This window comes from uncultured Roseobacter sp. (assembly GCF_947496515.1).
In the GTDB taxonomy this organism is placed as follows: Bacteria; Pseudomonadota; Alphaproteobacteria; order Rhodobacterales; family Rhodobacteraceae; genus Roseobacter.
This window is the reverse complement of the sequence record NZ_CANMDB010000007.1, coordinates 185,221-211,171: the sequence shown is the minus strand read 5'-3', so window position 1 is coordinate 211,171 and position 25,951 is coordinate 185,221. Positions and strand designations below refer to the sequence as shown.

At 60.1% G+C, this 25,951-nt stretch carries 6 protein-coding genes; all 6 read right to left on the bottom strand.

Annotated features, from left to right (window positions below; genetic code table 11):
- Positions 1–148: 148 nt before the first annotated feature.
- Entirely contained in the window at positions 149–8,173 is an 8,025-nt protein-coding gene (locus Q1A53_RS14115; protein WP_299967904.1) for an Ig-like domain-containing protein, read from the bottom strand.
- Positions 8,174–8,927: 754 nt separating this feature from the next.
- Complete coding sequence (locus Q1A53_RS14110; RefSeq protein ID WP_299967901.1) at positions 8,928–9,689, bottom strand: amino acid ABC transporter ATP-binding protein; 762 nt, start codon at positions 9,687–9,689, stop codon at positions 8,928–8,930.
- Positions 9,690–9,772: 83 nt separating this feature from the next.
- The gene (locus tag Q1A53_RS14105; protein ID WP_299967899.1) at positions 9,773–10,810 is read right to left on the bottom strand and encodes a transporter substrate-binding domain-containing protein; all 1,038 of its coding nucleotides are present in this window, start codon (positions 10,808–10,810) and stop codon (positions 9,773–9,775) included.
- Positions 10,811–10,838: 28 nt separating this feature from the next.
- Entirely contained in the window at positions 10,839–11,918 is a 1,080-nt protein-coding gene (locus tag Q1A53_RS14100; RefSeq protein ID WP_299967896.1) for an amino acid ABC transporter permease, read from the bottom strand.
- Position 11,919: 1 nt separating this feature from the next.
- Positions 11,920–13,062: an ABC transporter permease subunit gene (locus Q1A53_RS14095; RefSeq protein WP_299967893.1), complete on the bottom strand. Its 1,143-nt coding sequence runs from the start codon at positions 13,060–13,062 to the stop codon at positions 11,920–11,922.
- Between the two features lie 177 nt (positions 13,063–13,239).
- Positions 13,240–25,944 (bottom strand): hypothetical protein, encoded by a 12,705-nt coding sequence (locus Q1A53_RS14090; RefSeq protein WP_299967891.1) that lies wholly within the window; start codon positions 25,942–25,944, stop codon positions 13,240–13,242.
- Positions 25,945–25,951 lie beyond the last annotated feature (7 nt).

The window sequence follows — 25,951 nt, the reverse complement described above, 5'->3', positions numbered from 1 at the left end:
CTGTCCAAGACTACGCACCTTTGAGCGATACCATGGACCGGATCCGACCGACATCCTACGCCCCCCTGTACGAAACCTCGGCGACGTTCGCGACAGGTCACCGAGACAACGGCGCTCATTGTTGCGAGGGTCACCCGTGGCAAGGCTGTCAAAGCACGAAGTCGTCCGCGGCATAGTCAGAGGCCAAGGTGCCAGCACCATCGTTGATGCGAACTTCGAAGTCGATCAGCCCATCGTCATTGACGGTGCCGTAAAGCCGCGTCTGGCCCCCGAACTCCTGCACCCAAAGCGCACCAGCACCAAATCCAAGGCCGACGGCGTTGGTGACAGCACCCAGGAAGGTGAAGGCCTGGTCGCCGCCCAAGAGACCATTGGCGTCGATTTCCGAGACATCAATAGCGTCTCCGCCCGGCGCCCCTGCGCCCTCGAAGCCCGCGACCGTATCGGCCGCGCCAAAGGCGGAATCCGATACCGAATTGAAGTCGAATGTGTCAAAACCACCTCCGCCGTCCAGCATATCAACCCCGGCACCGCCCGCCAGAACGTCGCCCTGAGCTCCGCCGAAGAGCATGTCGTTGCCCGCACCGCCGTCGAGCCTGTCAAAGCCATCGCCGCCGAACAGCGTGTCATCGCCTGACTGGCCAAAGAGATCGTCATCCTGTTGCTGACCATCCAGCAGGTCGTCGCCCGATCCGCCAAAAATCCGGTCGTCGTTCGAGCCGCCAAAGAGCGTGTCATTTCCGGCTTGTCCGTCCAGAAAATCGTCTCCGCCGCCGCCGCCCATGTAGTCGTCACCCGCGCCCCCGAACAATTCGTCGGCGCCGGTCTCGCCGAAGAGGGTGTCATTGCCATCGTCACCGAAGATATCGTCGGCGCCCCCGCTGCCTACGAGCCTGTCATCCCCCACGCCGCCACGTATGATGTCTTTGCCCTCACCTCCGAAGGCAGTGTCATTGCCTGCGCCGCCATCGATATCATCGTCTCCATTGGCGCCGCGGATCCAATCGTCGCCGCTGCCGCCGTTGATGATGTCATCGCCGCCTTCACCGGAGAGGGTGTCATTCCCGTCGCCTCCGTCGATGTCATCATCGCCGCCCTGACCGAAGACCGTATCCGCACCGTCACCGCCCGAGATCGTGTCATTGCCCGCGCCTCCGTTCAGCCTGTCGTCACCGGTACCACCGGAAAGGACGTCATCGTCTTTGAAACCGAATATCCGGTCGTTGCCACCAAAGCCGAAGAGCTGATCGGGGCCGAAATGCCCGATCAGCGTATCGTCGGTTCCAAGTCCGCCCAGAGCAATCGGTTGGCCCTCATCGTCGAAGAAGACATCCGTCTGTGCGGCGTCAAAGACGATGGCGCGTTGCGTCTCGGGGTTCACGATACGCACGACCTGTATAACTTCCGGTGATTGGAGCAGATCGCCGTCGGGACCACCGATATCCTGCGTGGCACGCACGCTGAAGCGATCCTCGACAAAATCCGCGCCCTGGAAATCCACTACCGTGTCCTGGCGGTACACAAATGTGCCGTCAGGGTTCAGCACCAGAGAGCCCAACGTCGGCGCCTGTTCGATGCGCAGTGAAAAAGGATCGTTCTCCGCGTCGCTTGCAGTGATCTTCGCTTCCAGTACGCCATTCGGTGACAAGGGATAAAGCAGTCGCGAGACCTCGGGCGCATCATCCACGGGGGTAATCTCTATTGCGATTACCTGCTCCGCGCGCCCGTCGCGGTCTGAAGGCACATCATCGTCTTCGCGGGTCCCGGACAGTTGTCGCAGACCAAGCCCGGTATCCGCCACGTAAGCCAAGGAGCCCACCGGCCCGCTCACATTCTCGGCGGGACGATAGGCCAGTTCTGCCAGCTCATCCGCGGTAAGAGTGTCGCCTACGGCCACTTCGACGGGCGTGAGGAGGGTCACGCCAAACGCCAGGAATCCGGGATCAGGCCGCATGATGAAGAGCGTGCCACTGTCCGGTGCCTGTGTGATTGTGACGGTGACCGGATCCCCATCCGGGCTGACCGGCGCGGTAATGTTCAATGACACTCCGTCCACCGGCGCCTGGCTCGGCAAGGTCGCGACGCGGGGCGCTTCGGGTTGCGGCGGATCAACGCGGGCGTATTCCACGCGGTCAATGGTCTGACCGAACAGCTGGCCTGGCACAACCTGCAACGCCGCCACCTGATCGCTGGTCAGCACGTCACCGACTGACACTGGACCAGTACCCCCAACGGTCGCAGGAAGCACAATCTGGGCTGTGTCCGGCAGCCTCTCGATGCGGAAGGTGGCACCGACATCCTGCTCTGCTGTAGAGACACTGATCCCAAGGTCGAAAGGATCGCGCGCATCCTCCTGGATGGTCAGCGTGGTGTCGGCATCGACCAACGGGTCGGTCGCATTCAGGCGGATGCGTTCGCCCGCGATCTCGATAAACTCGACATTTGTCAGATCATAGATGGCGGGCGCAGCAGCTGATTGAGCCAAGGCAGCGGCATAGACACCTTCCTGCGTCAGATCTACCGGGCCATCAAACTCGGACGTACGCTGAATACTGCCTGCCGGTGACGCCTGGGAGATGGTGCGTGGCGCAATGACAGCCGTCGTTTCGACATCGCTTGGGGTTGCGTCAACGGTGACCACAGCACGACCCGCACCATCGGATTGCAGGCTGACAAAGGCATCTGCCGCAAAACTGACCGTGTCTATACCGTCGCCACCGTCGATGAGCGTGGTCCGTTCGGCGACGGAACGCCCCGTGAGGGCCCCACCCGGCAGCGCAGCAACGGTCACAGTGTCGTCACCGAAGCCGAGGGTGATGTCATGGCTGACCCCTGTGAGGTGCACGGTATCGTCACCATCTCCCAGATCGGCAATCACCGGAGCGCCGGCGTCGGCGGTCAGAACGTCGTCACCGGCGCCAAGCGCGAGGGTGACGAGGGGAGCGGTGGGGACAAGCAGCCTGTCAAAGATCCTCACGGTTTCCACGAAGCCCTGTGTCTCTTCCGCCAGAACAATGTCAGGCGACGGAGCAGGCTGTTCTACGGTAATCTCGGGAAAGACGTGCGGCACAACAAATGAAATAGTGACCGGCGCCGCGGCCAAAGAGCCGGTCACCGTTACCGTATCCCCGAAGTCGGACCCCTCGTAACGCTCGAAACCGAACGCGACATCGCCCGCTGAATCACCTGATCCCGCGTTTGCATTGTCCAAACGAACACCGTTACCGGTACGGAGCAGGTTCAGCGATACACCTTCCGATGCCAGCGCGTAGCTGACGGTATCCGTGCCGCCACGCCCCTCCATCGCATCCGCGCCGCCGCCGCCTTCGATCCGGTTGTCCCGCGCGTCGCCGCTGATGATGTCGTCATTCGCCGTGCCCAGCACGTTTTCGATGCCGTAGAGCGTTGCATTGACATAAGAACCCCGCGCACTCGTATCTTCACCGGGGTTGGTGAAGACCGCGGTGCCATACACCACCCGTTCGCCGGTAAAGGTGTTGATGGTCGTGTTGGTCGGCGCGGCGTCAAGGTCAACAATGGCGCGTGCGGCTGGCCCGTCACTGGGCAGGAAGCTGAGGCCCCTGTCAAAACGCAGATCCAGTGTGTCGATGCCCGCCCCGCCCCAAAGGAATGACCCCCAATCGACACGGGTATTTCCCACGCCGTCCACATCGCCTGTCAGGGTCACGGGCGCTGCACTTGCGACGCGGTCATCTGGGTCTAGCGTCCGCAAGCGCTCTAGGATTGTCGGGTTGTTTTGCGGCGCGTTCGTCCCGCCCTGGCGACCAAAGACAGGAACCGCCGTCCCCCCGGGCGGGTCGGTCAGGTCCCGCAGCGCCTGACCCTCGCCAAAGCCCAGAATGTCGTCCCCTGCTGCCGCTTCAATATAGTCGTCGCCACCGTTGCCGTAGAACGCCTCGTCCGCCCCGGCACCGAACAGCTCATCATCGCGCGTTGTGCCCACAATACCTTCGACATTGGTGAACGTATCGGTCGAGAGGATGCGTTCGCTGGAGGACAAACTGCCGATGGACCGGATGTCCGAGGAGTAAAAACTCTGAACGATATCGCTGGAGGATAGGCCGCTGACTGCGTCAGCGATGAAGGTGCTGAGTGAGTCTCTGCCGGTGCCATCCACGAAATCGTTGCTGGAGGCCAGCAGAGACGCGCGTGTGAACCCAAACTGCTCAAAGGTCTGGATATTCACATTGCGCCAATCCGTTGGGATATTAAACAGGCCAAATTCAGTGTAGTTATAGCGACCCAGAACACTGACGCTGGTGAAAATGGCGTTGCTGTCAATGTCTTCCTCGATCATCTGGGCCACACCATCGGCCATACGCACGCGCAGGAACTGCTCAACCGGGGCGCTGTAGGTGAACGTGCCTGTCCTGTCGATGTTCCTGTCGACCGAAGGCAGAATGCCGTTCGGGTCGCGCTCGATAAAGCGTACGGTGCCGTTGACCGAACCACTCGCGATCCGCACACCGCCCTCGAAACCGCCCAGCAGGTCAAACCCGTCGCCGCCGTCAAAGGTGTTGGAGCCTGACACCTGGCCCTCTTCGGCGCGCAACAGCAGATCATCGCCATTCTGGCCGAAGATCGTATCGTTTCCGGCACCGGCGACAATACGGTCATCACCGTCGCCGCCTTCGGTTGTCATGCTGCGGGCACCGCCACGGAAAAGATCGTTGAAGGCAGAGCCTTCGATGCGTTCGATATCCACCAGCACGTCGCCCTGCGCCTCACCTCGAAAGCCCAGCATCTGGCCATCGGACAGCTCCCGGACGAAAATGGAGGTGGTGCTGTCAGCGTAACTCGCCGTGTCAAATCCGCCGCCACCGTCCAGAACATCCGCGCCCAGCCCGCCTACCAGCGTGTCGTCGCCGAGCCCTCCCAGCAAGATGTCGGCGCCACCGCGTCCGATCAGCGTGCCGTCTCCGGCGCTATCCTGAAGCCTGTTGGCGCCGTCGTCTCCTGCGAGCGTGCCTGGCCCGCCGTCCAGCCGGGTGATGTTCTCGAACCCCGAGAACGTCGCGCCCAGTGGCCCTGTGTTTGCCTGCAGGTCCACGTCGCCGCTGGCCGCGATGGTGTCCTCGCCCGCTCCGCCCAAAACGGTCATGCCGGGCGCAAGGTCGTTCAGGTTGCCGCCGTTGGTAATGGTGAAACGGTCGTCGCCCTCACCCAGATCAACCGTGAACGACGGAGCGTTCGGACTGCGCAGGCCAAGCCCCGTCGCCTCGACAACGTCGTCGCCGTCCAACAAGGCGACATCGCGCAGGGTATCCAATTCTGGCCCTACCGCGATTTGCAGCCGCAAAACATCGGCGGAATCGGTCAGGCGCCAGCGCTCGACGTTGCGGACGTCTGTGACAGCACCGGTCACGCCCCCGCTTTCAATCTCCGCTGCGGTCTCGACGCCGCCATCGAGTGTCACGTCAACGCCCGCGCGCGCACCCGCGGGCAACTGGCCTGCATAACCGGTCGTCAGCACAGCACCGTTCAGATCGCTGAAATCGACCAGATCAATGCCATCGCCCCCATCGACGCTATCCGCACCCTCACCCGGAAACAGTGTATCGTCACCCGCCAGGCCCAGAAGCCTGTCGTCACCGGCCAGACCGACGATGACGTCGGCCTGCGTCGTACCCAAGAGCTCGGGCGCGTCGACGTCTGCAAGGATCTGCTCAGCCTCCACCAGATCGCCATTCGCGTCGTCGAGGGTCTGATTAAGTGCTGCAAGCTCGCTGTTGCTGTTGGCCAAGGTCGCGTTGGCCTGAGTCACATTTGACTGTGCCTGTTGGAAGGCCTCGCGGCTTGCGTCCAACTCGGCGCGTGTGATGGCACCTATTGCGAACAGGGCTTGGTCTCGTTGAAACACCGCTTGCGCCAGCAAAAGCAGCGTCGTCGCTTCTTGCGCCGCCAGACTGGCGGCCAGCACCGCCGCCTCCGCTGGTGGGATAAGGGGTTCGTTATCTGCGATCACAGCGCGCGCCTGCGCGGCCTGCTGCTGAGCTGCCGCGATGACAGAATCAAGGTTCGCGGCTTCCTCCGGTGTCAGGCGGTCATCACCTTCCGTTCCGACAATCGCACCCGGCGCCAGTTCACCCTCGATGTCACCGCCCAGCAAAAACGATGTTGTCTGACTGTCGGTGATCGAAAACGTCTCTTCAAACAGGGTGATGAGATCGGCGTTGAAAAGCGGGATGGTCTCATCGAAAAGCGGTCCGACCCCCAGATCAAGACCCACACCGACGGAGAACGGCCCCAAATCGACGGTTGCGTTGAACCCGGCCTCGAACTCCAGCCCCGAGAGCAAGAGAGACAGATCAATCTCCAGCCCCGTCTTGCTCCGCACAATGGGCCGCGCCTCGGTCTCGACCTCGACAAAAACCTGCTCCCCACCGTAGACAACATTCAGAGCCGACAGATCCGTCAGAAAGTCCGTCTCCGTCAGACCGGCGGGTGTTTCCACATCGACAAACCGGAAAACACTCGCGGTTGGATCGAAATCCAGCGGGATGACTTCGGTTGTTTCCGTTCTGTCAATCTGACTGCTGATGATGTAGCCGAACGCCAGACCGGAAAGATCAAGCGCCACATTCTGGTTTTCGCCGAGTTGCGGTTCGGATTCGACAATCGGTGCGTCACCCAAGGCATCCAGCGGTTCGAAGGCTCCGCCATCGCGGCTGATGCCCAACACGCCCGATACGCCACCGACGTCGCCGGTAAAGGCGCCGGGGATCGCCCGCTCAAGGTCAACGAACAGTTCGATGTCGCGCGCCACTTGCGTGGACTGCGACGCTAGTTCGGACAGACGCTGCGCCACCGCGTCGCTGGTAAAAGAACCGGACGCATCAAACAACAATTGCTTCTTTGTCTGTGCGACCTGCACCGCCAGCGCATCGCCTTTCCCGCCGTCTTCTGTGACTTCGAAGAATGAGACCTTGGTCGCGATGTCGGGTGTGAGTTCAAACTCTTGCGCCAGCGGGAATGCGGTACGCAGTTCGACATCGAGCAGGTTGTAGTAGAAATCGATGGCCAGCTCAAAGGGGCTGGCATCCTCGCTCGACTCCCCGTTGTTGCTGTTGAAGAGCTCCCATTCCAATTCAAGCGGGGGGAAAGCGCCTCCGGTCGCGATCGTGGTAAGGCCATCCAGATCCAGAACCAGCGCAGCAAGATCGTCCTTGGTTCCGCGACCGGTCGGGTCGTCCTGCACCACGCCGTTGACAACGCGCTTGTCCGGGTCGGCGACATAGATGCCGTCCACTTCTTTTGACGCGACGTTGATGTTGGGGACGAAGAGTTCGACCCGGCCCACATCAATCTCGGGACGCTCGGGAACCCGGCCCGACGGCTGGTCCCCTGCAACATCCGTGCTCGGGTTCTCGCGGTCAGACGGTAATGTGGTGTCGAAAAACGCATTCAGCGGCACCGAGATCCCGGCAAACTCCCCATTCTCGTTTTCAATGGGATCGAGGCCCAGCAGGCTGATGATCGTCTGAGTTCCGATGCCCAGTATGTTGACCGGGTCCGCACCGCCCTCCGCGTCGGTACGCGCGGTGTCCAGCGATATAAGCGGGATTGACGAGGAGGCGTTGAAATCAACCGGCGTGAACGTGGTGTTCGTGCCCAGCACGCCGACTTCGGCACCTAGGACCACGTCCAGCTCATTGATGATGTTCATCTCGAAAATCAGGCTGGGAAACCGGGTCTGAAAACCGGTGTCAGCGCTTGCACCGGGATTAAACGTGGCATCGAAAAAGAGATCAAGAAGATCACCCGAGGCCGCGGTCGGTGCGAGCGTCGGATAGGCAACGACCAGATCGTAGGGCAGGACGGCGGCGATCTGGCCCGGAGTTATGAGGTCTGGATCATCGGGATCGTCGGCGCCTTTCTCAAGCCCAGCGAGGATCTCGATGCCCATCCGCGCGCCCAGCTCACCGAACAATCGCGCCCGCAACAGCTCAACCTCACCAAGAAAAGGCAGGTCCGTCACCACCGGCCCGCCGATGTCGAATGGCGTCGTGCGCAGACTGTCGCCACCGATGCCAAAAAACACAGGCTCGATAGGGTCTCCGCCTGCGCCGGGTCCGAACTGGCTGTCTTTCGGTGTAAAGGTTACTGTGTTCGCGAGAACATTATAATTGTTTCCGAAATACGAAACGGCCATGTCATTCCCCCAAATTCAGGCCCGAGCTTACGTGTGGAACACGCGTGCATCGTCAGCTCGGTTCAAATTGACTTTTAAAAGCATCTTTCAAACGTACGTCTCGGTGCTTCTTAAATATCTGAGAAAAGGCTATTGAGCGATTGATGCAGCGTCAACGAATGACAACGCATTTGCGCGCTTATCGCAGAATTAGATCCATATTTCTCGTTTTGAGGGAATGGCTTGGAAGATATCACTCGAATAGAGTCGAGGCGGTGCAGAATTACGGCCCTGCTGCAAAGTCTTGCCGCAGTCCGGGACAGGCGATGTCCAGTGTCTTTCACTCAGCAAGACTGGCTTAAACCACGAGCGTGCAGCCAGCGCCTTTTTGCGCTTCTTCGATCAAAAGCACTGTTTCGATCCCGTTTAGGGTCGCCCTTGCTGATCCGAGTGAATTGAAATTCAAAAAAGACCGCAGCCATCTTTTCGACGCTCCGATAATCCTGCTGGAAGGGTTGTGTCGAGCGCAGTCCAAATGATTTGAAACGGAACCGGTACATTGAGGCAGTTGGTGCGATGTCGTGCGCTGCCCTTCACCGTTTTTACGCAGCCAGTTCGCCCCTCGCCCGGCAGGGCATGTTTCACATGCCCGAGCGCTCGCACATTAAGATACGACAGGAGGAAGCGATAATACCATCGCACGGCATGGCAGGTCCTACTCGACGTCAGCTTGCCATTCGGAGGACCGACAATGAGACGGGCCCGTCTTTCAAAACTAACTCGCCAGCACCTGGGAGAGAAACTGTCGCGTCCGGTCGGATTTCGGATGCTCGAAAAACAGCTCGGGTGCGCTCTGCTCGACGATCTGTCCGGCATCCATGAAAATCACACGATCCGCCACGCGCCGGGCAAAGCCCATTTCGTGAGTGACGCAGACCATCGTGGTATTGTCGCGGGCAAGATCGACCATCACATCAAGGACTTCCTTGATCATTTCGGGGTCCAGGGCCGACGTCGGCTCGTCAAACAGGATCACCTTTGGCGCCATGCAAAGCGTTCGGGCGATCGCCACGCGCTGCTGCTGCCCGCCTGAAAGCTGGCGCGGATACTTCTCCGCCTGCTCTTCGATCTGCACCCGTGCGAGGAAATGGCGGGCACGTTCCTCTGCCAGCTTGCGCGGCGTCTTGAGAACCCAGATCGGCGCAAGCGTGCAATTCTCCAGGATCGTAAGATGCGGGTAAAGATTGAAAGACTGAAACACCATGCCGACATCCTGGCGGATCCGAGTGAGATGAGCCGGCGTGTCGGATAGCGCACTACCCGCGATCTCAATCTCGCCACTTTCGTGACGCTCCAGCTGGTTGATGCAGCGAATGAGAGTGGATTTTCCAGACCCGGAAGGACCGCAAATTACGACACGCTCGGCCTCGCCTACATCGAGCGTAATGTCGCGAAGGGCATGGTAGCCACCGTACCACTTGTTCACACCGCGCATGCGGACCATCGGGTGCTGCGCCGGATCTGGTTGGGCTGTCATATCTCGGTCCTTTGCCAAAGATGGTGTTGCGCGAACGGGGATGAGGGAAAACCGGGCGCGAGGATCCCGCGCCCGGGCCCGCTTCAGCGGATCGGGTCGGGGTACATCAGACCGCCGTCGGTACTAAGAGCGTTCGCTGTCTGGGAGCGCTCCAGCCCGAAGGTGGTATCGACACCCAAGTGCCGCTCGTAGACCTCGGCGTAGTTGCCGACCTGTTTGATGATGTTGTAGCTCCACTCCGCCGGAAGGCCGATCTGGGCGGCCATCTCGCCTGCAGCCGAGTCGGTGCCCAAAAGGCGCTGCACTGCCTTGGGTTGGCTGGGCAGATCGGCCATGATCGCGTCGATATTCTCCGACGTGATGCCGAGGTTTTCGGCGTTCAGCATCACCTGAAACCCCCAGTAAAGCGCCTTCTCCAGCGCAGGATCGGGCTGGGCCAACAGGGTCAGCGGCTCGTTTGAGATCACTTCCGGCAGCACCTTGTAGGCGGTTGGCGTCTCGGCCAGCAGCCGGTCGGAGTTCAGCGCCGTTCGGTCGCTGGCGAGGACATCGCATTTGCCAGTGAAGAAAGCCTGCAACCGCGCGCTTTTGTCAGCGATGTTTTCCACCCGGTAGGCAATGTCACGGTCGGAAAACCAATCCGCAATGTTCAGAAGTGTGGTCGAGCCTTCCTCGGCGCAGACCGTGGCCCCTGCCAGTTCTGCCGCGGAGGAGACGCCGAGTTCCTTGGCGACCAGAAACCCCTGACCATCGTAGAAGGTTGTGGCGACAAAATTCATGCCCGGATTGGCATCGCGCGTTCCCGTGCGCGTGATGCTCCTTGAGGCCATGTGCGCGTTCTGTGCCACGATGGTTTTCATGCTGTCGGAGAACCCGATGCCGCGGATATCTGCCTTCGACGCATCGCCCAGGATCGCGGCGGCGGCCATGCGGCAGAAATCGGTATTGAAGCCCTGATAGACCCCCTGGCTGTCCGGCACCGAGAAGCCGGGCGAATTGGTGTTCACAAGGCAGATTATGCTATCGCTGCTCTTGATCTGGTCAAAGACCGGCCCGGCCATGACAGCAGTCGGCAATGCCAGCAGGGCACCGGCGGCGAGTAGATGTCGAAGGGATTTCATAAGTGACTTCCTTATTGGTTTGTTGGGATCATTGGGGTGTTCTTCGTTCCAGCCAGCGGCTGTAGGAGGACAGGCACCAGCAGGTGGCGAGGTACCACAGGCCAACGAGGAGATAAGCCTCCAGCCCGTAGCGTTGCCAATTCGGATCGCTGAAAGCCATCTTGGCCGTTGCCATGATGTCGTGAATGCCGATGATGACCACAAGCGATGTGTCTTTGTAAGCACCCAGCACCGTGTTCATGATGCCGGGCATGGAGCGGGAGAGCGCCTGCGGCAGGATCACCAGCCGGGTCTTCTGTGCGTAGTTCAATCCTTGGCTGTCGGCCGCCTCGTACTGACCTGCCGGAACCGATTGCAGCCCGCCGCGCACCGATTCCGCGAAATAGGCAGCGTGAAAGAAAACCAGCGCGATCATGGTGGTGAGAAGAGGGTTCAGCGACACACCCTCGGGCATCATCAGCGGCAGCACGAAAAGCCCCAGAAACAGCACCATGATCATCGGCACGCCGCGCACAATCTCGATGTAGAAAACCGCAAACGCCCGGATAACGGGCAGGCTGTCCTGGTGCCGGGCGAGCGCCAGCACGACACCGATCGGAAAGGCAAAGACCAACCCGAAAATGGCCAGCATCAGCAACACCGGCAGACCATTCCAGCGTTCGGGCTGAACGAGGTCCAGCCCTCCGAGCCCGCCGCGCATCAACAGATAGAAGATCGCACCTGCCATGGCCCACAACCACAGGAGGCGCATGTTGTGCATCCGTGGCAGCATGCTGATGCCGACGGCAGCGATCAGGGTCAGGCTCGCCAGCAGGGGGCGCCAATGGGCCTCAAACGGGTAGGTGCCGAAGAGGATCAGCCGGTGTTTCTCCATCAGAAACGGCCAGCATGCCCCGGCGGCTTGTGCGCAGGCGGTAGCCGGGCCCCAGGGCGGCACGGCGTCAAAGAGCAACCAGCGGGCGCCTGCCTGCACCAGGCCCACGATCAGCGCCAGCAACACCAGAGTGATGACCGTGTCGCGCCGGTTGCTGAAAAGACTGCGCCTGATCTGCTGGAGCAGGGACGATTTGGGCGCGCTGAGCACCGGGTCCTGGGTCATGGTGCTCATTTCAGCGGCCTTTCAAGGCGATGTGGCGGTTGTAGAGGTTGACCAGCAACGAGACCGTCAGACAGATGCTCAGGTAGATGCACATGCTCAGGCTCATCAGCTCGATCGGGCGAAAGGTCTGGTTGATCGACGTCGTCATGACAGACACCAGGTCGGAATAGCCAACCGCGAGACCAATGGAGGTGTTTTTGGTGATGTTGAGATACTGATTGCCCATCGGCGGCACGATTACCCGCACCGCCTGGGGCAGGACCACCAGACGCATCCTTTGCACGAAGTTCAGCCCGCTGGCTTTGGCCGCTTCAGACTGGCCGGACGGCACGGCCTCGATGGCACCGCGCACCAGCTCAGCCACCTGACCGCCGTGATAGATGGACAGCGCCGCCGCCAGGACCACGAACTGGATCGACAGCCGACCACCTTCCTGAAAGTCAAAGCCACGGAGTTCAGGATGCGAAATCGGAAACCGTACGAGCCCGAAGGCGGCCGTTCCCACCAGGATGAGCAGCACGGCAAGGCTCATTGGCCAGACCACCGGTATCACTTTTCCCGTGCGGTCCTGCCAGCGTTTTGCGAGACGACGCCCGATCAGAACACCGACCAGCCAGAGCGGCCCAAGAACCAGCAACAGCCGCGTGCCGGAGCTTGCATCGAGCGTCGGAAAGTAAATTGCACGGTTTGACACGTATATGGTGTCGAGGACGCTCCAGCTTTGCCGGACGGGTGGCAATGCGTTGATCACCGCCAGAAACAAGGCAAGCAGGATCAGCAGCTTGGGCAGGTTGCGCATCAGTTCGATGTAGAGATGCGCAACCCGGGTGCCGAGTGCATGAGTGCTCGCACGCAAGACGCCCATGACCACACCAATCAAGGTTGCGCCCGCGATACAGACCGCGGAGAGCATCAGAGTATTCAACACACCGGCCATGAAGACGCGCGCGTAGCTGCTGGAAGAAGACACCTCGATCAGGCTTTCGCTGATGTCAAACCCCGCCTGGCTGTTCATAAAGCTGAACGAGACAGCGATGCCCGCGCGGGCGAGGTTGGCTTCGACGTTCTGCACTGCAACCGCGGCGCCGTAGACCACCGCACAAAAAAACGCGATCTGCCAAATGAGGCTTGTGCTGACGATCTGCTTGCGCATGGTTTGGTCTCCACTACTGCGTAGAGATAAACCTGTATACAAGTTTACAGCAAGAGTTTTCCGCGCAGATCATCCATTTTTTATGGGTTTTTTCATGTCCAGCGCCACACGCAGGCCGACGGGTCGGTCTGTAACAACCCCGCCGTCACCGTCGAGAACCGCAGTGGTACCGATGGATCAAGTAGGAACGGTCGCCCAGAGCCGGTTGATCTCATTCTCCACGGTTTTGCCCGGGACGCCCTCAACGGCTGCCGTGACATCAAAGCGACGATGCGCTGCCATCACATCGACCAGCTTGTCGATATTGGCACCCGAAAGCGACAGGTCGCCATCCGAGATGGTGATCTCCTCAATGCGGTGATCGACGTTGGCGAAATGACCGCGGATGGTCGTGCGCGCGACCTCACCGCCAAACCGCTTTCGCAGCACGATCAGATCTTCGGCTTCCCGTTTCAGCCAGAAGTGAGTCGCCGGGGCTGCGCGGTCAAAGGCAAGCGTATCATTGCCTTCGAGATCGACGATGGTGACGTCATCGACCTGACCGTTGACGGTCGTGATCTGATAGTGATCGTCGCCCGCACCGCCGAACAGCAAGTCGTTCCCGCCGCCCGAAACCAGCGTGTCATCACCGGCGGGGCCACGCGCGCCGCCGTAGGAATAGGTCTCGCGCGCGGCAAGCGTGACATTGTCGACCCAGTAGGGGTTGTCATCCCGGCGGTTCACAATCTCGACCCGCAAGTCCGCGCCATCATGAGCGGCAAAATCCGCCCCCATCACCTGGACAGCCACGGTGCCTTCGGTCTTGAATTTGATGATGTCGGTGCTCTCGTCCGTAACTTCCGCGATCATCTTGTCCCCGGCATAAAGACGCAGCGCGAACTTGAGCGACCATTGTTTGGTCCGGCCAAGGTCGGCACTGAGGCGGTAGGTCTTGCTGCTATCGAATGCCTCGCCAACCTCGTTGAGGATCCCGCCACTATGCAACACCGCAACCTTGTCGCTGCTGGATGTGGGGCTCTGCAGAAGGTCGCTGCCGATATTTCCCCAGCCCAGAACGCTACTGGGCAATGCCGTCCAACCCGCGGGCGCCTGCCCTGACGGATAGGTGCTCAGCTGGTTTTCGGGCAAAAGTGCCTCGGCGTCAAAGCCGCCGTCCGGCAGCGCGATCTCCGACCAGTAAGGGGTCAGAGCGGCGGCCACGTAAGCCCATGTCTCACTGGTGGAGAAAGGCGACAGCTCGTCTGCCAATCTGCGCGCTTCGGCACCCAGGGCCATGGCAGACTGCACGATAGTGCCTTGGGTCATCAGCGGCGTCCGGTTCGGATCTGCTGACAACAGCGCCTGCTCGTAAGCGGCCAGAGCTTCTGACGTGACGAGCCATTGTGCATCGCCAATCAACAGATCTGCGCGGGTGCTGCCGATCAGCGTGTCATGACCCGCGCCGCCGGTCAGCGTTTGCATGCGGGTGAAGCTGCCGCTTCCAACCGACAGATGATCATCCCCGGCACCGCCCGAGAGCGAGACCATATCGCCTGCGGTATGCAAACGGTCGTCATAAAGAGAGCCGCCAATATGCTCGACCCCGGCGATCTCCGGCAGATCCGCCTGCGTTACGGCCCGGCCGAACATCGCAAAGGACAGCACGTCGTCGCTATCGCCTGCATCAATCCTGTCGGTGCCATCGGAGGCAAAAATCAGATCATCGCCACCGTTGGTACGGATCGTATCGTCTCCCGCGCCGCCATCGACGATATCGCGGCCGTCCGTGCCGATGATGGTATCGTCCCCGCCGTAACCATGGATGTAATCAACATCCTCTTCCCGTGCTTCCAGGGGTTTGCGTATTTCGCCGCCATACAGTGTATCCGCGGCATCGCTGCCTTCGACGATGTCGCTGCCCGCGCCGCCCTGCACAGTGCCACGGCCCCTCACCCGGTCGTCGCCGCTTCCACCGTTGATGAAATTGAGACTGTCGAGCGATCCCGTGATCCAGTCATCGCCCGACCCGCCCGAAAGCCGATCCGTACCGCCTTTGAGATTGCCCATATCCGTGAGCACATCATCGCCGTCGCCGCCGATCAGGAAATCCACCCCGAGGTGAGAATGAATGACGTCATCCCCGTCCCCGCCGTTGAGGCGCTGCTTGGCAAAGCTGGTCGTATCGCCGGTGATGTCCCGCACGATCACGGTATCGTCGCCGTCACCTGCCGACACGTTATTGGCAACCACGGCGTCAAGTTCGATAAAGTCGTCCTCCGATGAAACGAAGGGCGCCTGAAGGGCCAGCCTGTAGAGATCCAGTGCGCTGTAGGTCCTGGTAGATACCTCGTCTGGCTGGTCGAGCAGATCGATACGCGTTTCCAACTCGATATCAACGCTGCGCCAGTTCTCCTCCAGGAAGTAACCGGCAAGGACCAGCCGCGCGCGACCTTGTTCACCGAACGCGTCGTTCGCAAACTCAACGATCAGGTCGCTGGCGTTTGTCCGACGTATGTTCAGCTGCGAATTGCGATCAAGATCTCCACCAGCGGCAGGCGCGTCGCTCACCGCGTGGACGATCGCGATACGGGTCGCGCCAATAGCTGCGCCTTCTATCAGGATCGTTTTGGTTCCCTCGGCCTGTGGGCCGACCATCACCTGATCCTGGCCTGCGCCCAACATGACGGTATCGTTGCCTTTGCCCGTCAGCTGGATGATATCATCGCCCGCATCGCCGAACAGGCTGTCATCGCCATCGCTGTCGGTCAGCGTGTCATCACCATCCCCACCCAAGAGGAAATCGCCACCGACGGCCCCGTCTGACTGTGCGGTCAGCTCATCATTGCCTGCGCCACCGACAATAAGATTGGCGGCAATGGCGGCGGTATGCACATTGCCGCTATCATCCAGGCTAAGCACACCGACGTCCGACAGAACGGGGACCCCGTCTTTTAGGCTTAGCTCATAGGCTGCACCGGTTTTATCCACGACCATGATGTGGCGGTGTTCCTCCGACACCATGAAATCGTGCAGGACAACCTTGCCAATCGCATCGTTTGCCAAATCCTCCAGCACAACACTGTTGGAACCCGAGCCCAGGCCACGGCGAACGCGCAGATCGTGGCGATCCACACCGACGATCAGCGCATCGGTCACCAACTGGCTCTCGCCAGCCAGCGCGACGCGGTCGGTACTGAAATTTTCAATCACCGTGGTCCGGCGTGCCAGCATCTTGGCGTGCTGTGCATCGAACACGTCACGGGCGGTAAGCAACGTTTCCCGGCGATTTGTAAGCATCTTGCGTTCGTTGTGCTCCAGCGCGTCGATCTCCGCGATCTCGCGCGTGATGTCGCGCCGCATGTCGTCGAGATCGGCAATCGCCTCCGGCGTGGCAGGCGGCGCGATCACGTAATAGTCCACGCCATCCCCACCCCTCAGCGTCGCAAATGTCGCCGCGGCGGTGAAGACATCGGTGCCATCGGTACCGACCAACACATCCTGACGTCCGGTGGCCTGCAGAAGGATGCCAAAGCCTGGCTGAAGGGTTGTCTGCGTCACCGTATCGGGGTGGTCCTTCCAGTGCAGGGTCTTCTCGATGAGCGTACCGTCTGCTGTCCGCAAGACCTTGAGCGAATGGTCGATGGGCTTGATCTCGGTTTCGAGATCGACTTCCGATTCACGATCGGCGATGTAATCCGAGACGACCTTGCCGCGTGCATAGCGCGAATTTCCCAAATTCGTTTCCGCCGTTGCGATCTTGTTGCGCAGGTTCCGCTTCTTGTTACCGCTGCGCCTGCCGTTGCCTATCCTGGCGAGCTGGCTCTTATACAGGCGGATATCGCTTTCATAGCGCTTGGCGGCAGCATCGTGTCGTTTGTATTCGTCGGAGCCGCGTGCATCAGCACTGAGGTCCGCGTAGGTCTTGCCAAGGGGTAACAGCGTGTATCGATTGTTTTTGGTTTTGACATTGGAATCACTGGCGAAATTGTAGCTCACAACGAAACCCAAAGCGGACTTTGCAGTGTCGAAACCCGGGTTTGGCGCATGCACGGCGACGGTTGGCGCAACTGTAAATCCGTCGTTGGTCATGAGACTGAACCCCATGTCTCGCCGGGTCCAGTCCTCGTTCCAAAAGCCAGCAACGCGGACCGTAGTCCTCGCCGCGTCATCGCCCTTCAGCTTCAACAAGAGAGACCGGTCCGCTTGGGCCGAGATTTCCTGGATCTCTTCCAATGCGTAGTCCATCGAAATGGACAGCGTTCCGCCGGCCTCTGTCGTGTCATGAATTGTGATGTTTTCGGTACCAGCGTGCCCCCGCGCGATCACCACCCTATCATTGCCAGCTCCGGCATGAATGACGGTATTGACGATTTTTGATTTTGCGACATTCAGTTCCAGTTGCCGTCTGGTCCGCTGGATCGCAATTTTTGCAGCCTGAACAGCCCGCTTTACGATACCAGCAGCCGTGTTGGGATAGGTTTTGACCGTATCCACCCGCCTGATGTCCGCATAGGAACCGCCAGCGGTAATCATGTCATCCCCGCCGTGCCCGTAAAAAGTGCCGCCACCGCCTTGGCCATTCAGGGCGTTGTTGCCATCAGTGCCGTGAACTGTCTCGGCCACGTCTCGGATGCCGACGTAATTCTCGAAATTCAGCGCATTGAAGCTGTAATCGAGCACTTTGGATGCTGTACCACCGCTATGTCGAACTTTCTCGATAGCGACCCGAGACGCAGTCAGATCGACAGTGACGTTTGCAGTATGGTCGCGAGCAAGCGCACCTTTCAGAACGAGAACATCTTCGCCGAAACCGCCCGAAATGGTGCCCGTCACTGCGTGGTCCAGGACCTCGTCCAGCACGACGGTATCATCGTTCTCGCCGAGCAAGATACTCTTCTGACCGTCTTTTGCAAAAACCACAACGCGGCGATCGTGAACCAAGGTTCGGACCTTGTCGGTGCCTGCGTTGAGCTGGATGATGTGTGGATTCTGCAGCCGCGCGAGTGATGGCGTGATGTCCGTCGCGATGTTTCTGAAGGCCTGGACGTGTCGGCCGCCGGTATCGATGACCACCTTGCCATCAACAACGACAAAGCTGTCGTTCACGGTGAACATCTTGTCGTTGGCCTTTACCTCATATGTTTTATGGGCGCTTTCGACCACGCGATATTTGCGGCCCTTATCGCGATCTGGGTGATCGCGCCATGCTTCGGCTTCGCGGCGTGTGGCAAACTTATCCTTGCCGCCCTCATCGTAATACCTGCCTCGGTCATGCGGCCACCAACCGTTTATTTGTACCTTCCACAGCTTGTTTTCCTGAATGTCCGGGCTTCGGTGCAACCCCATGATGAACGACTTGCCCAGCGTGCCTCCGTATTGACGCACCTGCCACAGCTCGTTTTCTGCCCAATCGCGGCCTTTGGAGTTATTGTAGTAATCGAAGACTGCCTTGCGGTGTTCAGCGTTGGAGACCTGCGCGAGACGCCGCCGTGTTTCATTCGACGGACCCATACCCCAGAAGGCGTTCCAGCCCTCGTTGAGCGTCTGCAGAGGATTGAGGTGAATGACCTCCTTGATCTGCTCGACCGCCTTGACGGCGTTATAGATCCCCGTGCCCAGACCGGCGAGCACGCCGACCCCAAGCGCAATCCAACCAACGACCGGAACCGCCGCAGCCACCGCGATCATACCGGCGAGGCCTGCAACGGCGCCGACCCCGCTTAGGGCCGCGTTGACGGTAAAGATCTCTTTCAGCCGAGGATCATCGGTCCTCGCTGCATCTTCCGCCGCGCGGATGGTGAAATAGAGGCCAAAAGCCGCACCAGCGATTCCAAGGAGGCCGCCAAAGGCCTTCGAGGCCTGTGCCGCCACATATTGCGTCATGCGTCTGGCCGGAGATGTCGCCCCCGACAGCCTGCTTGCCACCCAACCGCTAGTCATCTGGGTAAGGGGACCACCTAGTTCTGCCCCAAGGCTTGCCGCGGCCACCTTCTGATCGATCATGATCTGGTCAATCTCGCGGTCGCTAAGCCCCGCGAGCTGCGAACGGCTGGTCATATTCGTAAGCCCGACAAGCCCCTGAAGGATCCCGATCCCGCTGGCGAACCCATCCGCCCGCCCCGCAAAACGAGCCATTGCGGAGGGCTGCGGATTGCTGACGCCGCGCTGCTTGACAGCGCTAACAAGCGCCTGTTCGGCTCGCAAGGAATCCATTTGGTAGGTCGAGACGATCCGTAGCCCGTCCTCTGCAGCCTGCCTTGCGGACGTGGCACCGGCATCGCCTGCAATCAGCCCGTCAACGTTCACGTTTGGCGGCGCGAGGCTGAGCACGCTGCCGATCATCCGGGCAAAGGACCTTGCCGTTCCGATCTGCACCGTGTCGATCATGAACGACGAGAACCGGCCCGGGTCGAATATCTGGGCGCCGTTCTGCATCTGGTCGCGCAGGGTGACCGTCACATCCGTGACACCATCCGGCACCGTGAGGCCTGCGCGCCGCAGATCCGCAAGGGTATAGCTGCCGTCACCCACTTTCACCTTGGTCTCGGTCGCCCGGCGCACTTCGCCGTTGAGAGCCTCGGCGGATGCCTGAACATCGTTGATCGCGGCGGTTGCTGCCGGTGTAAGGTCCGCTGTCGCCTTGCGGGTCAGAGTTTCAACGCGCAAATCACCGATGTCAGCGCTTTCTTTCTGAACCGGAACGCCGTAATGGGCACCGAGGGTTTTGACAGGACCTGCGTTTTTGATCTTCTTGTTCAGATGCGCCGTGATCGTCGCCTTTAGCGCCGAGATGACCCGGTTCGTCTGTGCTGCATCCGGATTTGCGGGGCCAGCAATCTCGAAACGGCCAAAGTTTGGATCAAAAAAGGCGTAGACTACCTTGCCGCCCTTGGCCTCTTTGCTGAGAACAAACTCATGGGTTCCGAGTTGGAACTGTTGTGCGCTATCAGTGCCGACTGGCGTGCCCGATACATCCGCACGCACGACCGCACCGATCAGCTCCTTCAGAGTTCGGCTAGAACGCTCAAAGGGCGCGTTGTCGCCGCTGGACAACTGTTCGAGTGCCACCAGTTGGCTTCCGAAATCCTCTCCAAAGGTCAAACCGGCTGCATCGTCTTGCCGATTGATGGCTTCGAGGTAGCTTGCCGCTTCACTTCGGTCGTCGCTCAGCAATGCCAGCATGTAGCCTGCCGACAGCGCCCTCAGACGTCCTGTTTCCGTGCCTGCACCACTCACGGCATGTGACTGGAACGCGTTCACGGTCTTCAGGGAATAATCCGGGTTACGAACACCGTACACGTTGGACAGCGCATTCAGGATCGTCATTCTTCCGCTGAGGCTCGGCAATGTCCCCGTTCGGGCGAGCCGGAGATGTGCTACCGCTTCGCTGACCCGTACCCGCCCCTCGATCACCGCCTGATCGCCTAAAGCCGTCCGATAGAGGTTGTACTCGCTTTCGCTCCGACGCCAGAAGATCTTGGGGATACGGCTGCTTGGCGAAAGTGTTTTCTTAAGAAAAGCCCTGTCTGAATAGAAGGCACCGTCAACAGCCACACCGTCTCCACCAGCACCTCCTTGCGCAAAGATCGTTCCCAGCACATAGCGCTGCCGCACCGTCAATCGCTCAAAGCTGCCGGGATCGCTCTTCAGCATGTCCAGAAGTGTCGCCGGGTCGTCCGGCAGATTGTTCCCCGGCGAGGCAGAGATCCGGCCCGGATTAACAGCGGCGCGGGTCTTGAGCGTGTCGTAATCGGCAATCGGTTCGGGCAGCAGAAGTCGCAGGCTTTCACCCTGCGCCATGGTGTCATTGATCACCGTGCCGTTGTTGTCTGTGTCTTGCGCGATGAGCGCCTCCACCGCCGCCAGCGGCAGGATCACGACCTTGGCGCCAACCTTGATTGTCGGCACCCCGTTGATGAAATAGATGGTGCGATTGTCAGGCGTCTGAGCCGCAGTTGCGGTCGTGCCGTCCGGCCCGATCCCGTAGGGTGCAATCACGCGGAGATTGTTGAGCCCATGGGCCACCTGTCGGACGATCCGGTTCCTCTGGGCGTTGTCCGTCACATCGTAGCTGCGCCCGGTATCAAAGATATCGCCGGTGCTGTCCGAGGATTTGTAACGGCTGCGCCCCTCTCCATCGACCGGGAAAGTCATCAGAGCGCCGAGCCGTTTGAGCTTCATGCCTCGCGTGCTCGTCAGATAGAAGAAAAGACCACTGGCGCCGCGATAGCCGCGCGCCGAGCGGCTATTGTCGATCGTTATCTTGCTGATCCGCGGCGCATCAACAGACAGTCCTTCTTTGAGTGCCTTTGTTCGAAATTCCGACCGGCCTCCCTCGGCGTTTTGATTGCCGATCAGCGCAACCACCTCTTTGGAAAAGCTCATCTCGATGTTCATCTTGTCCAGATCGAGATTGGTCGGCTTGCGCCATTGCCGGTTGCCCAGTCTCTTGAGCAAGCCTTTCGCGATGCGCTTTTCTTCGGCCGAGCGGGACCGGAACGGGCTCCAGCCCGAGATGTCCTTGAGCGCGCTGACAATATTCTGATTATCGTACCGGTCGAGAAACGCGGAGCGGCCAATCATCCTGTCGATCTTGGCCAGTTCAGTGTCAGAAGCACCGTTGCTCACGGCAGCTGCACGGAGCGCCTGCAAACCGTCGGCGATGGCTTTCTGGTTTTCCGGGTTGGTGAAAGCCAGTGCTTTTTGCAGATCAGTATCGAACGCACGTCGCTCGTCCGCGCTCATTGTTGCGACCAGATCGCGGTATGCGCGCGTATCCAGGAACGCGGCGGTACGGTCGATTTCAACGTCATAGGTCGCGCCGATCAGATTTCCGTCGCGGTCAAACTCCAGGCTGATCTTTTCAGGATCGGGGACAAACGCGCGCTCGACCTTGGACAGCTTTTTCGCCCACTCCTGGAATTCCTTGTAAATCTCGCCGCCGAATGCCGGAATAGAATCGGGCGTTCCGGCAAAGTCGGCCCCGTCCCCATCGCGGCCCGGTGTCTGACGCAGCTCCGCCTCGGTAAAGCCGCGGGTCGCAAGCGCGAGATAGTAGGACTCCACCGATGTCTTGTCGTGAATCTTCGATACCGTTTCGCTGGAGACGGCTATCTGGCTGACCCCATTGGCATTGGTGCTCACTTCCTGCTTGCGCACGAAGTCGGTTGCGATGACGTTGAAGTCGGCAAAGAAACCCAGATATTTCGCGCGCAGGTAAGCCGTGTCGGGGGTGGGGCTTCCATCACCGACGTATCCATCCGTGACCGAGATCTTGCCCAGCAGAGCGGCCGTAAAGCTGAGGCCGACGCGGTAAGAGCTCTTTTCCTTGACGCTGGCAGAATTTTCCTTGGCCTCACGCATCAACGTTTCAACGGCGTCGACATCCCCCGTCATCAAGCCGTTCATGACGCGCTGCAGCTGTTCGCCATTGGTACCGTCGATGCTGAATTTGACGGCGCGCTCTGTCTTGTGCTTCCGCCGGGCTCGTAGCCCCCCTTCGATGTCCAGAAAGTAGGCGGGGTTGAAGCTCAGACCCAGGACCGCTTCAATGTCCTGGCCGCTCTGGTAATAGCGATCCAGCGTGATGTCCCAACCCGTAGCCGTCCGCTTTACGCTGAAACCGACGCCGCGATCATCCTTGATACCGGCGTGAAGGCGTCCTTCGCCCACCCCGGCACCACCAAGGGCAATATTGCCGCCCTTGACGATCCGGTAGAGCGTTGCCTCCCGGTCGGCGGTACTCTCAAAACTGACGGATTCGCCCGACCGCATGGAGCGGATGAGGTCGAGCATCGTATCCTTTGCTGTCCCCGTCGTGACCCCTTCTGACGTCACGACACCAGCGCTGAACTGATCCCGTTCAAAGATCGAGCGCAGCTTTTTCAACCCGACGACAGCCCGACCGACCTGATAGACGCTGCTATAGCCGATGCGGCGCGCCTGTACCCACCGGGACTCCGCGTGCTGCGCCGCCGTCTGCCGAAGCTCTTCGGCGGTATCGGCGGTACTCATCTGCTCCAGCGTCACCTGATCCTCGATCATCGCGCCGATCAGCAAATCGACGCGGTTGCGCCCCTGGGAGATCTTGTTCGTGTCCTTGATGTCAAAGAGCGCGAGGGCCAGGGGATCGTTCTCGCCGAAAAGCGCTACCCGCCTGTTGTAAAGGTCACTCAGGACAGGGTTCCGGAAAATCGGGGTACCGTCCCCGACGTAGGAAGACTTATAGGAGGGGATTATCGTCTTGATGAGCTGAAGCGCATCGAGGCTTGAGGCAGTCAGTCGTTCTTTCGTCTCGGCAAAGAGAGCTTTGGTATCGGCATCACGCAGATCGGCGTCGGCGTCATAAAGGCCGACCAGCGGCAACCGACGCAATTGCCGGTTATGGTTGCTCACTTCGGCCCGGCTCATGAAATCCACGCGCCAGGGTGCGCCGTAGCTAAGGTAGTCTTTGATCGCCTCATAGGCCCAGGCGACGTAGTTCTTCAGCCCGCTGAAATAGCTGACCGATCGCGTGGTTCTGAGGTCGGCACGGTTTCGCGTGCCCTGCATCTTCTCCCAGGCGCCCATGTACCAGCGGGCCCATTCGGTTCGTCCGATGAATGACTGCAGTTTGATAGAGTTGTTCTTGCGCTGAACGTTGTCGAAGAACTTGTCGAATGTGGTTGGAACGCTGCGCTGATCGACAAGGCTCCAGCTGCCATCGCTATTGGCGCGGAACTGCTTTTGATCATCGGTGGCCAATACCGCACCCGTGACCAAAAGACCGCCGTTTGCATCCAGACCGATGGCGGTTGCTGTGCGACCGTCCTGCAGATCGTTCAGATTGGCAATTGTCGTCGAGCCCGTCGCCTTGGACCATCGCCGCAGTTCAGGTTCGGCATTATTCCCCGTCAACAGCACCCAGGTGACGCCATCTCGGTCCACGGTGATCTGCATCCGACGATCGGTGGGCAGATTCCGAAGGAAGTCCGGGATCGTTTGCAACGGCTCTGCGGGTGCGCTCCACAGATGATCGTTGAAAATCTGCTGTGTGCCATCGGCTGCACGCACCCCCAATCGACCGTCGGGGGTCGCAAAAAGGGTCTCCGGCGTCAGTTCCGGAGCAACGATATGTTCCGGCGCATAGGCCCCGTCCTGCCAAGACCAGACGCCATATGTATCGGACAGATAATAGGTCTTGTCCCCAACCCGAAGCTGTTGGCGCACGTCGAGAACGTGTGTTTTGAGCGCGCCGTCGATACTCCAGGTGATCTGTGTCTCATCGTTTGCAACGGCGGGACCCGACAGGGCAAAGAGCTGCTCGTTCCACTTGTTCTGCGTTGACGGAACAAAGATCACTTCCTTGGTGGCCTCGCCGCCCGCATCCCGCCGCAGTTGGCCCACCGCCTGAATGTTGCCGTCCCGATCCACGGCAAAACTCTCGATGTTCATGTCCAATGTGGTGCTGACCATCCGCTGGCGGTGATCCTCGCCGTCCGGCGTCGTCGCGGTGACGGTATCGGTCAGGTACTGCTGTGGCTGGCCGTAGCGGTCGAGCTTCCAGATGCGGCTAGGTCCCACCTGAGCGTAAAGGCCGCCGTCCGCCCCCAGTACCAGCGACCGGACATCGTCGGCGCCGGTGGGAAACCACGCTCCTTCCTGATGGTCAAAGTAATGGACCGAGCCGCCGATCAGCGAATATCGCCGCCCGTCCGGGTCGACGATCATGGTGCCTTCATGTGCGGCATCAAGAACGATCTGTGCCGGTTGATCGACGCCGATTAGCGGGCGCAGTGCATCGCCCTCGACCACGTCGAAACGGGTCGGCGCCTGAACACCGTCGCCCCGGTGCCGCAGGATGATCCGCCCTTGGGCGTCAATGTTGGCCTGGTTGTAGCCTTCTCCGTCGCCCAACTGGGTGGCTGTGGTCTCTCCCGTGACCTCCCACGCACGGCCCGACGCATCGACGGCAATGACACGGTTCGCGGCAACGGCAAAATCCACGATCCGCACCGGCGCCGGGCCCGGCGCATCAGGGATCGAGAGAACAGCCCCGTCGGCGGTGGTGATGCGGCCATCCAGACCCAGGCTCCAGCTGCCACCTGCTCCGTTCGTCAGATATTTGACCGTCTCCGCCGTTGGGACGGCATCTGTGTCAATCGCCGCGAACGCCTGACCGTCAAAGCGCATGATCGCGCCGGACCCGGCCAGTTTGACGAAGACCGAGCCAGCCTGCGTGCCCGTCGCATCGGCGTTGCGCCAAATGTCGATTACCGGCTCCAGTCCGGCGACACGCAGCCATTGCTCCGAACCGGCGGCCTTGCGGTAGATCTGAGTGCCAGAGAGAAAGTACCGCTCGCTACCGTCGGGCGCAGCGATGAGATCCGCCGTAAGTGCCAGAGCCTGCGCGTCAAAGGTGTCGATAGTCGTGACGGTACCGCTTTTGTCGGTAAGAACCAGTTTGCCAGCCGTGTTTACGGTCGCCTCGGCGATCCGTGCAGGATCGGGGATCACGGGTTCTCCCGATTTGAAGAAGCCTTCGGGATCGGTGCCGTGGATGAAGCCGTACATATAGCCTGCGTCGTCCACGGCGTAGGCGCCCGAGGCTCCGACCGCAATGTGGCTGTAGCGTCGACCCGTCGCATTGAACATGCCTGACAGGATCTTCGAACGCGTGTAGTCTAACTCACCCGCGTCATCGAGTGCGACCACCTCGATCTGACCGTTGCGCTGCAGCGCCCAGACAAAGTGATCCCCACCGGGCATCTCAACCACCTGGAGATTGCGCACCTTGAAAGGGGTTTCAACCTCGCGCTTGGTCTGATCCGGCGCGGTAATGGTGATCTTGCCGGACGTGCCGCCAACGTAGTTGTCGAAGTCGTAGATGTAGCCAGTCTTGGTACGAATTTTGCGATCAGACATGGCTTTT

Excerpts from the sequence above, each read along its gene's own strand:
- Q1A53_RS14115 (WP_299967904.1), bottom strand. The coding sequence starts at position 8,173 with ATGGCCGTTTCGTATTTCGGAAACAATTATAATGTTCTCGCGAACACA.
- Q1A53_RS14100 (WP_299967896.1), bottom strand. The coding sequence starts at position 11,918 with ATGAGCACCATGACCCAGGACCCGGTGCTCAGCGCGCCCAAATCGTCC.
- Q1A53_RS14090 (WP_299967891.1), bottom strand. The coding sequence starts at position 25,944 with ATGTCTGATCGCAAAATTCGTACCAAGACTGGCTACATCTACGACTTC.
- Q1A53_RS14095 (WP_299967893.1), bottom strand. The coding sequence starts at position 13,062 with ATGCGCAAGCAGATCGTCAGCACAAGCCTCATTTGGCAGATCGCGTTT.
- Q1A53_RS14105 (WP_299967899.1), bottom strand. The coding sequence starts at position 10,810 with ATGAAATCCCTTCGACATCTACTCGCCGCCGGTGCCCTGCTGGCATTG.
- Q1A53_RS14110 (WP_299967901.1), bottom strand. The coding sequence starts at position 9,689 with ATGACAGCCCAACCAGATCCGGCGCAGCACCCGATGGTCCGCATGCGC.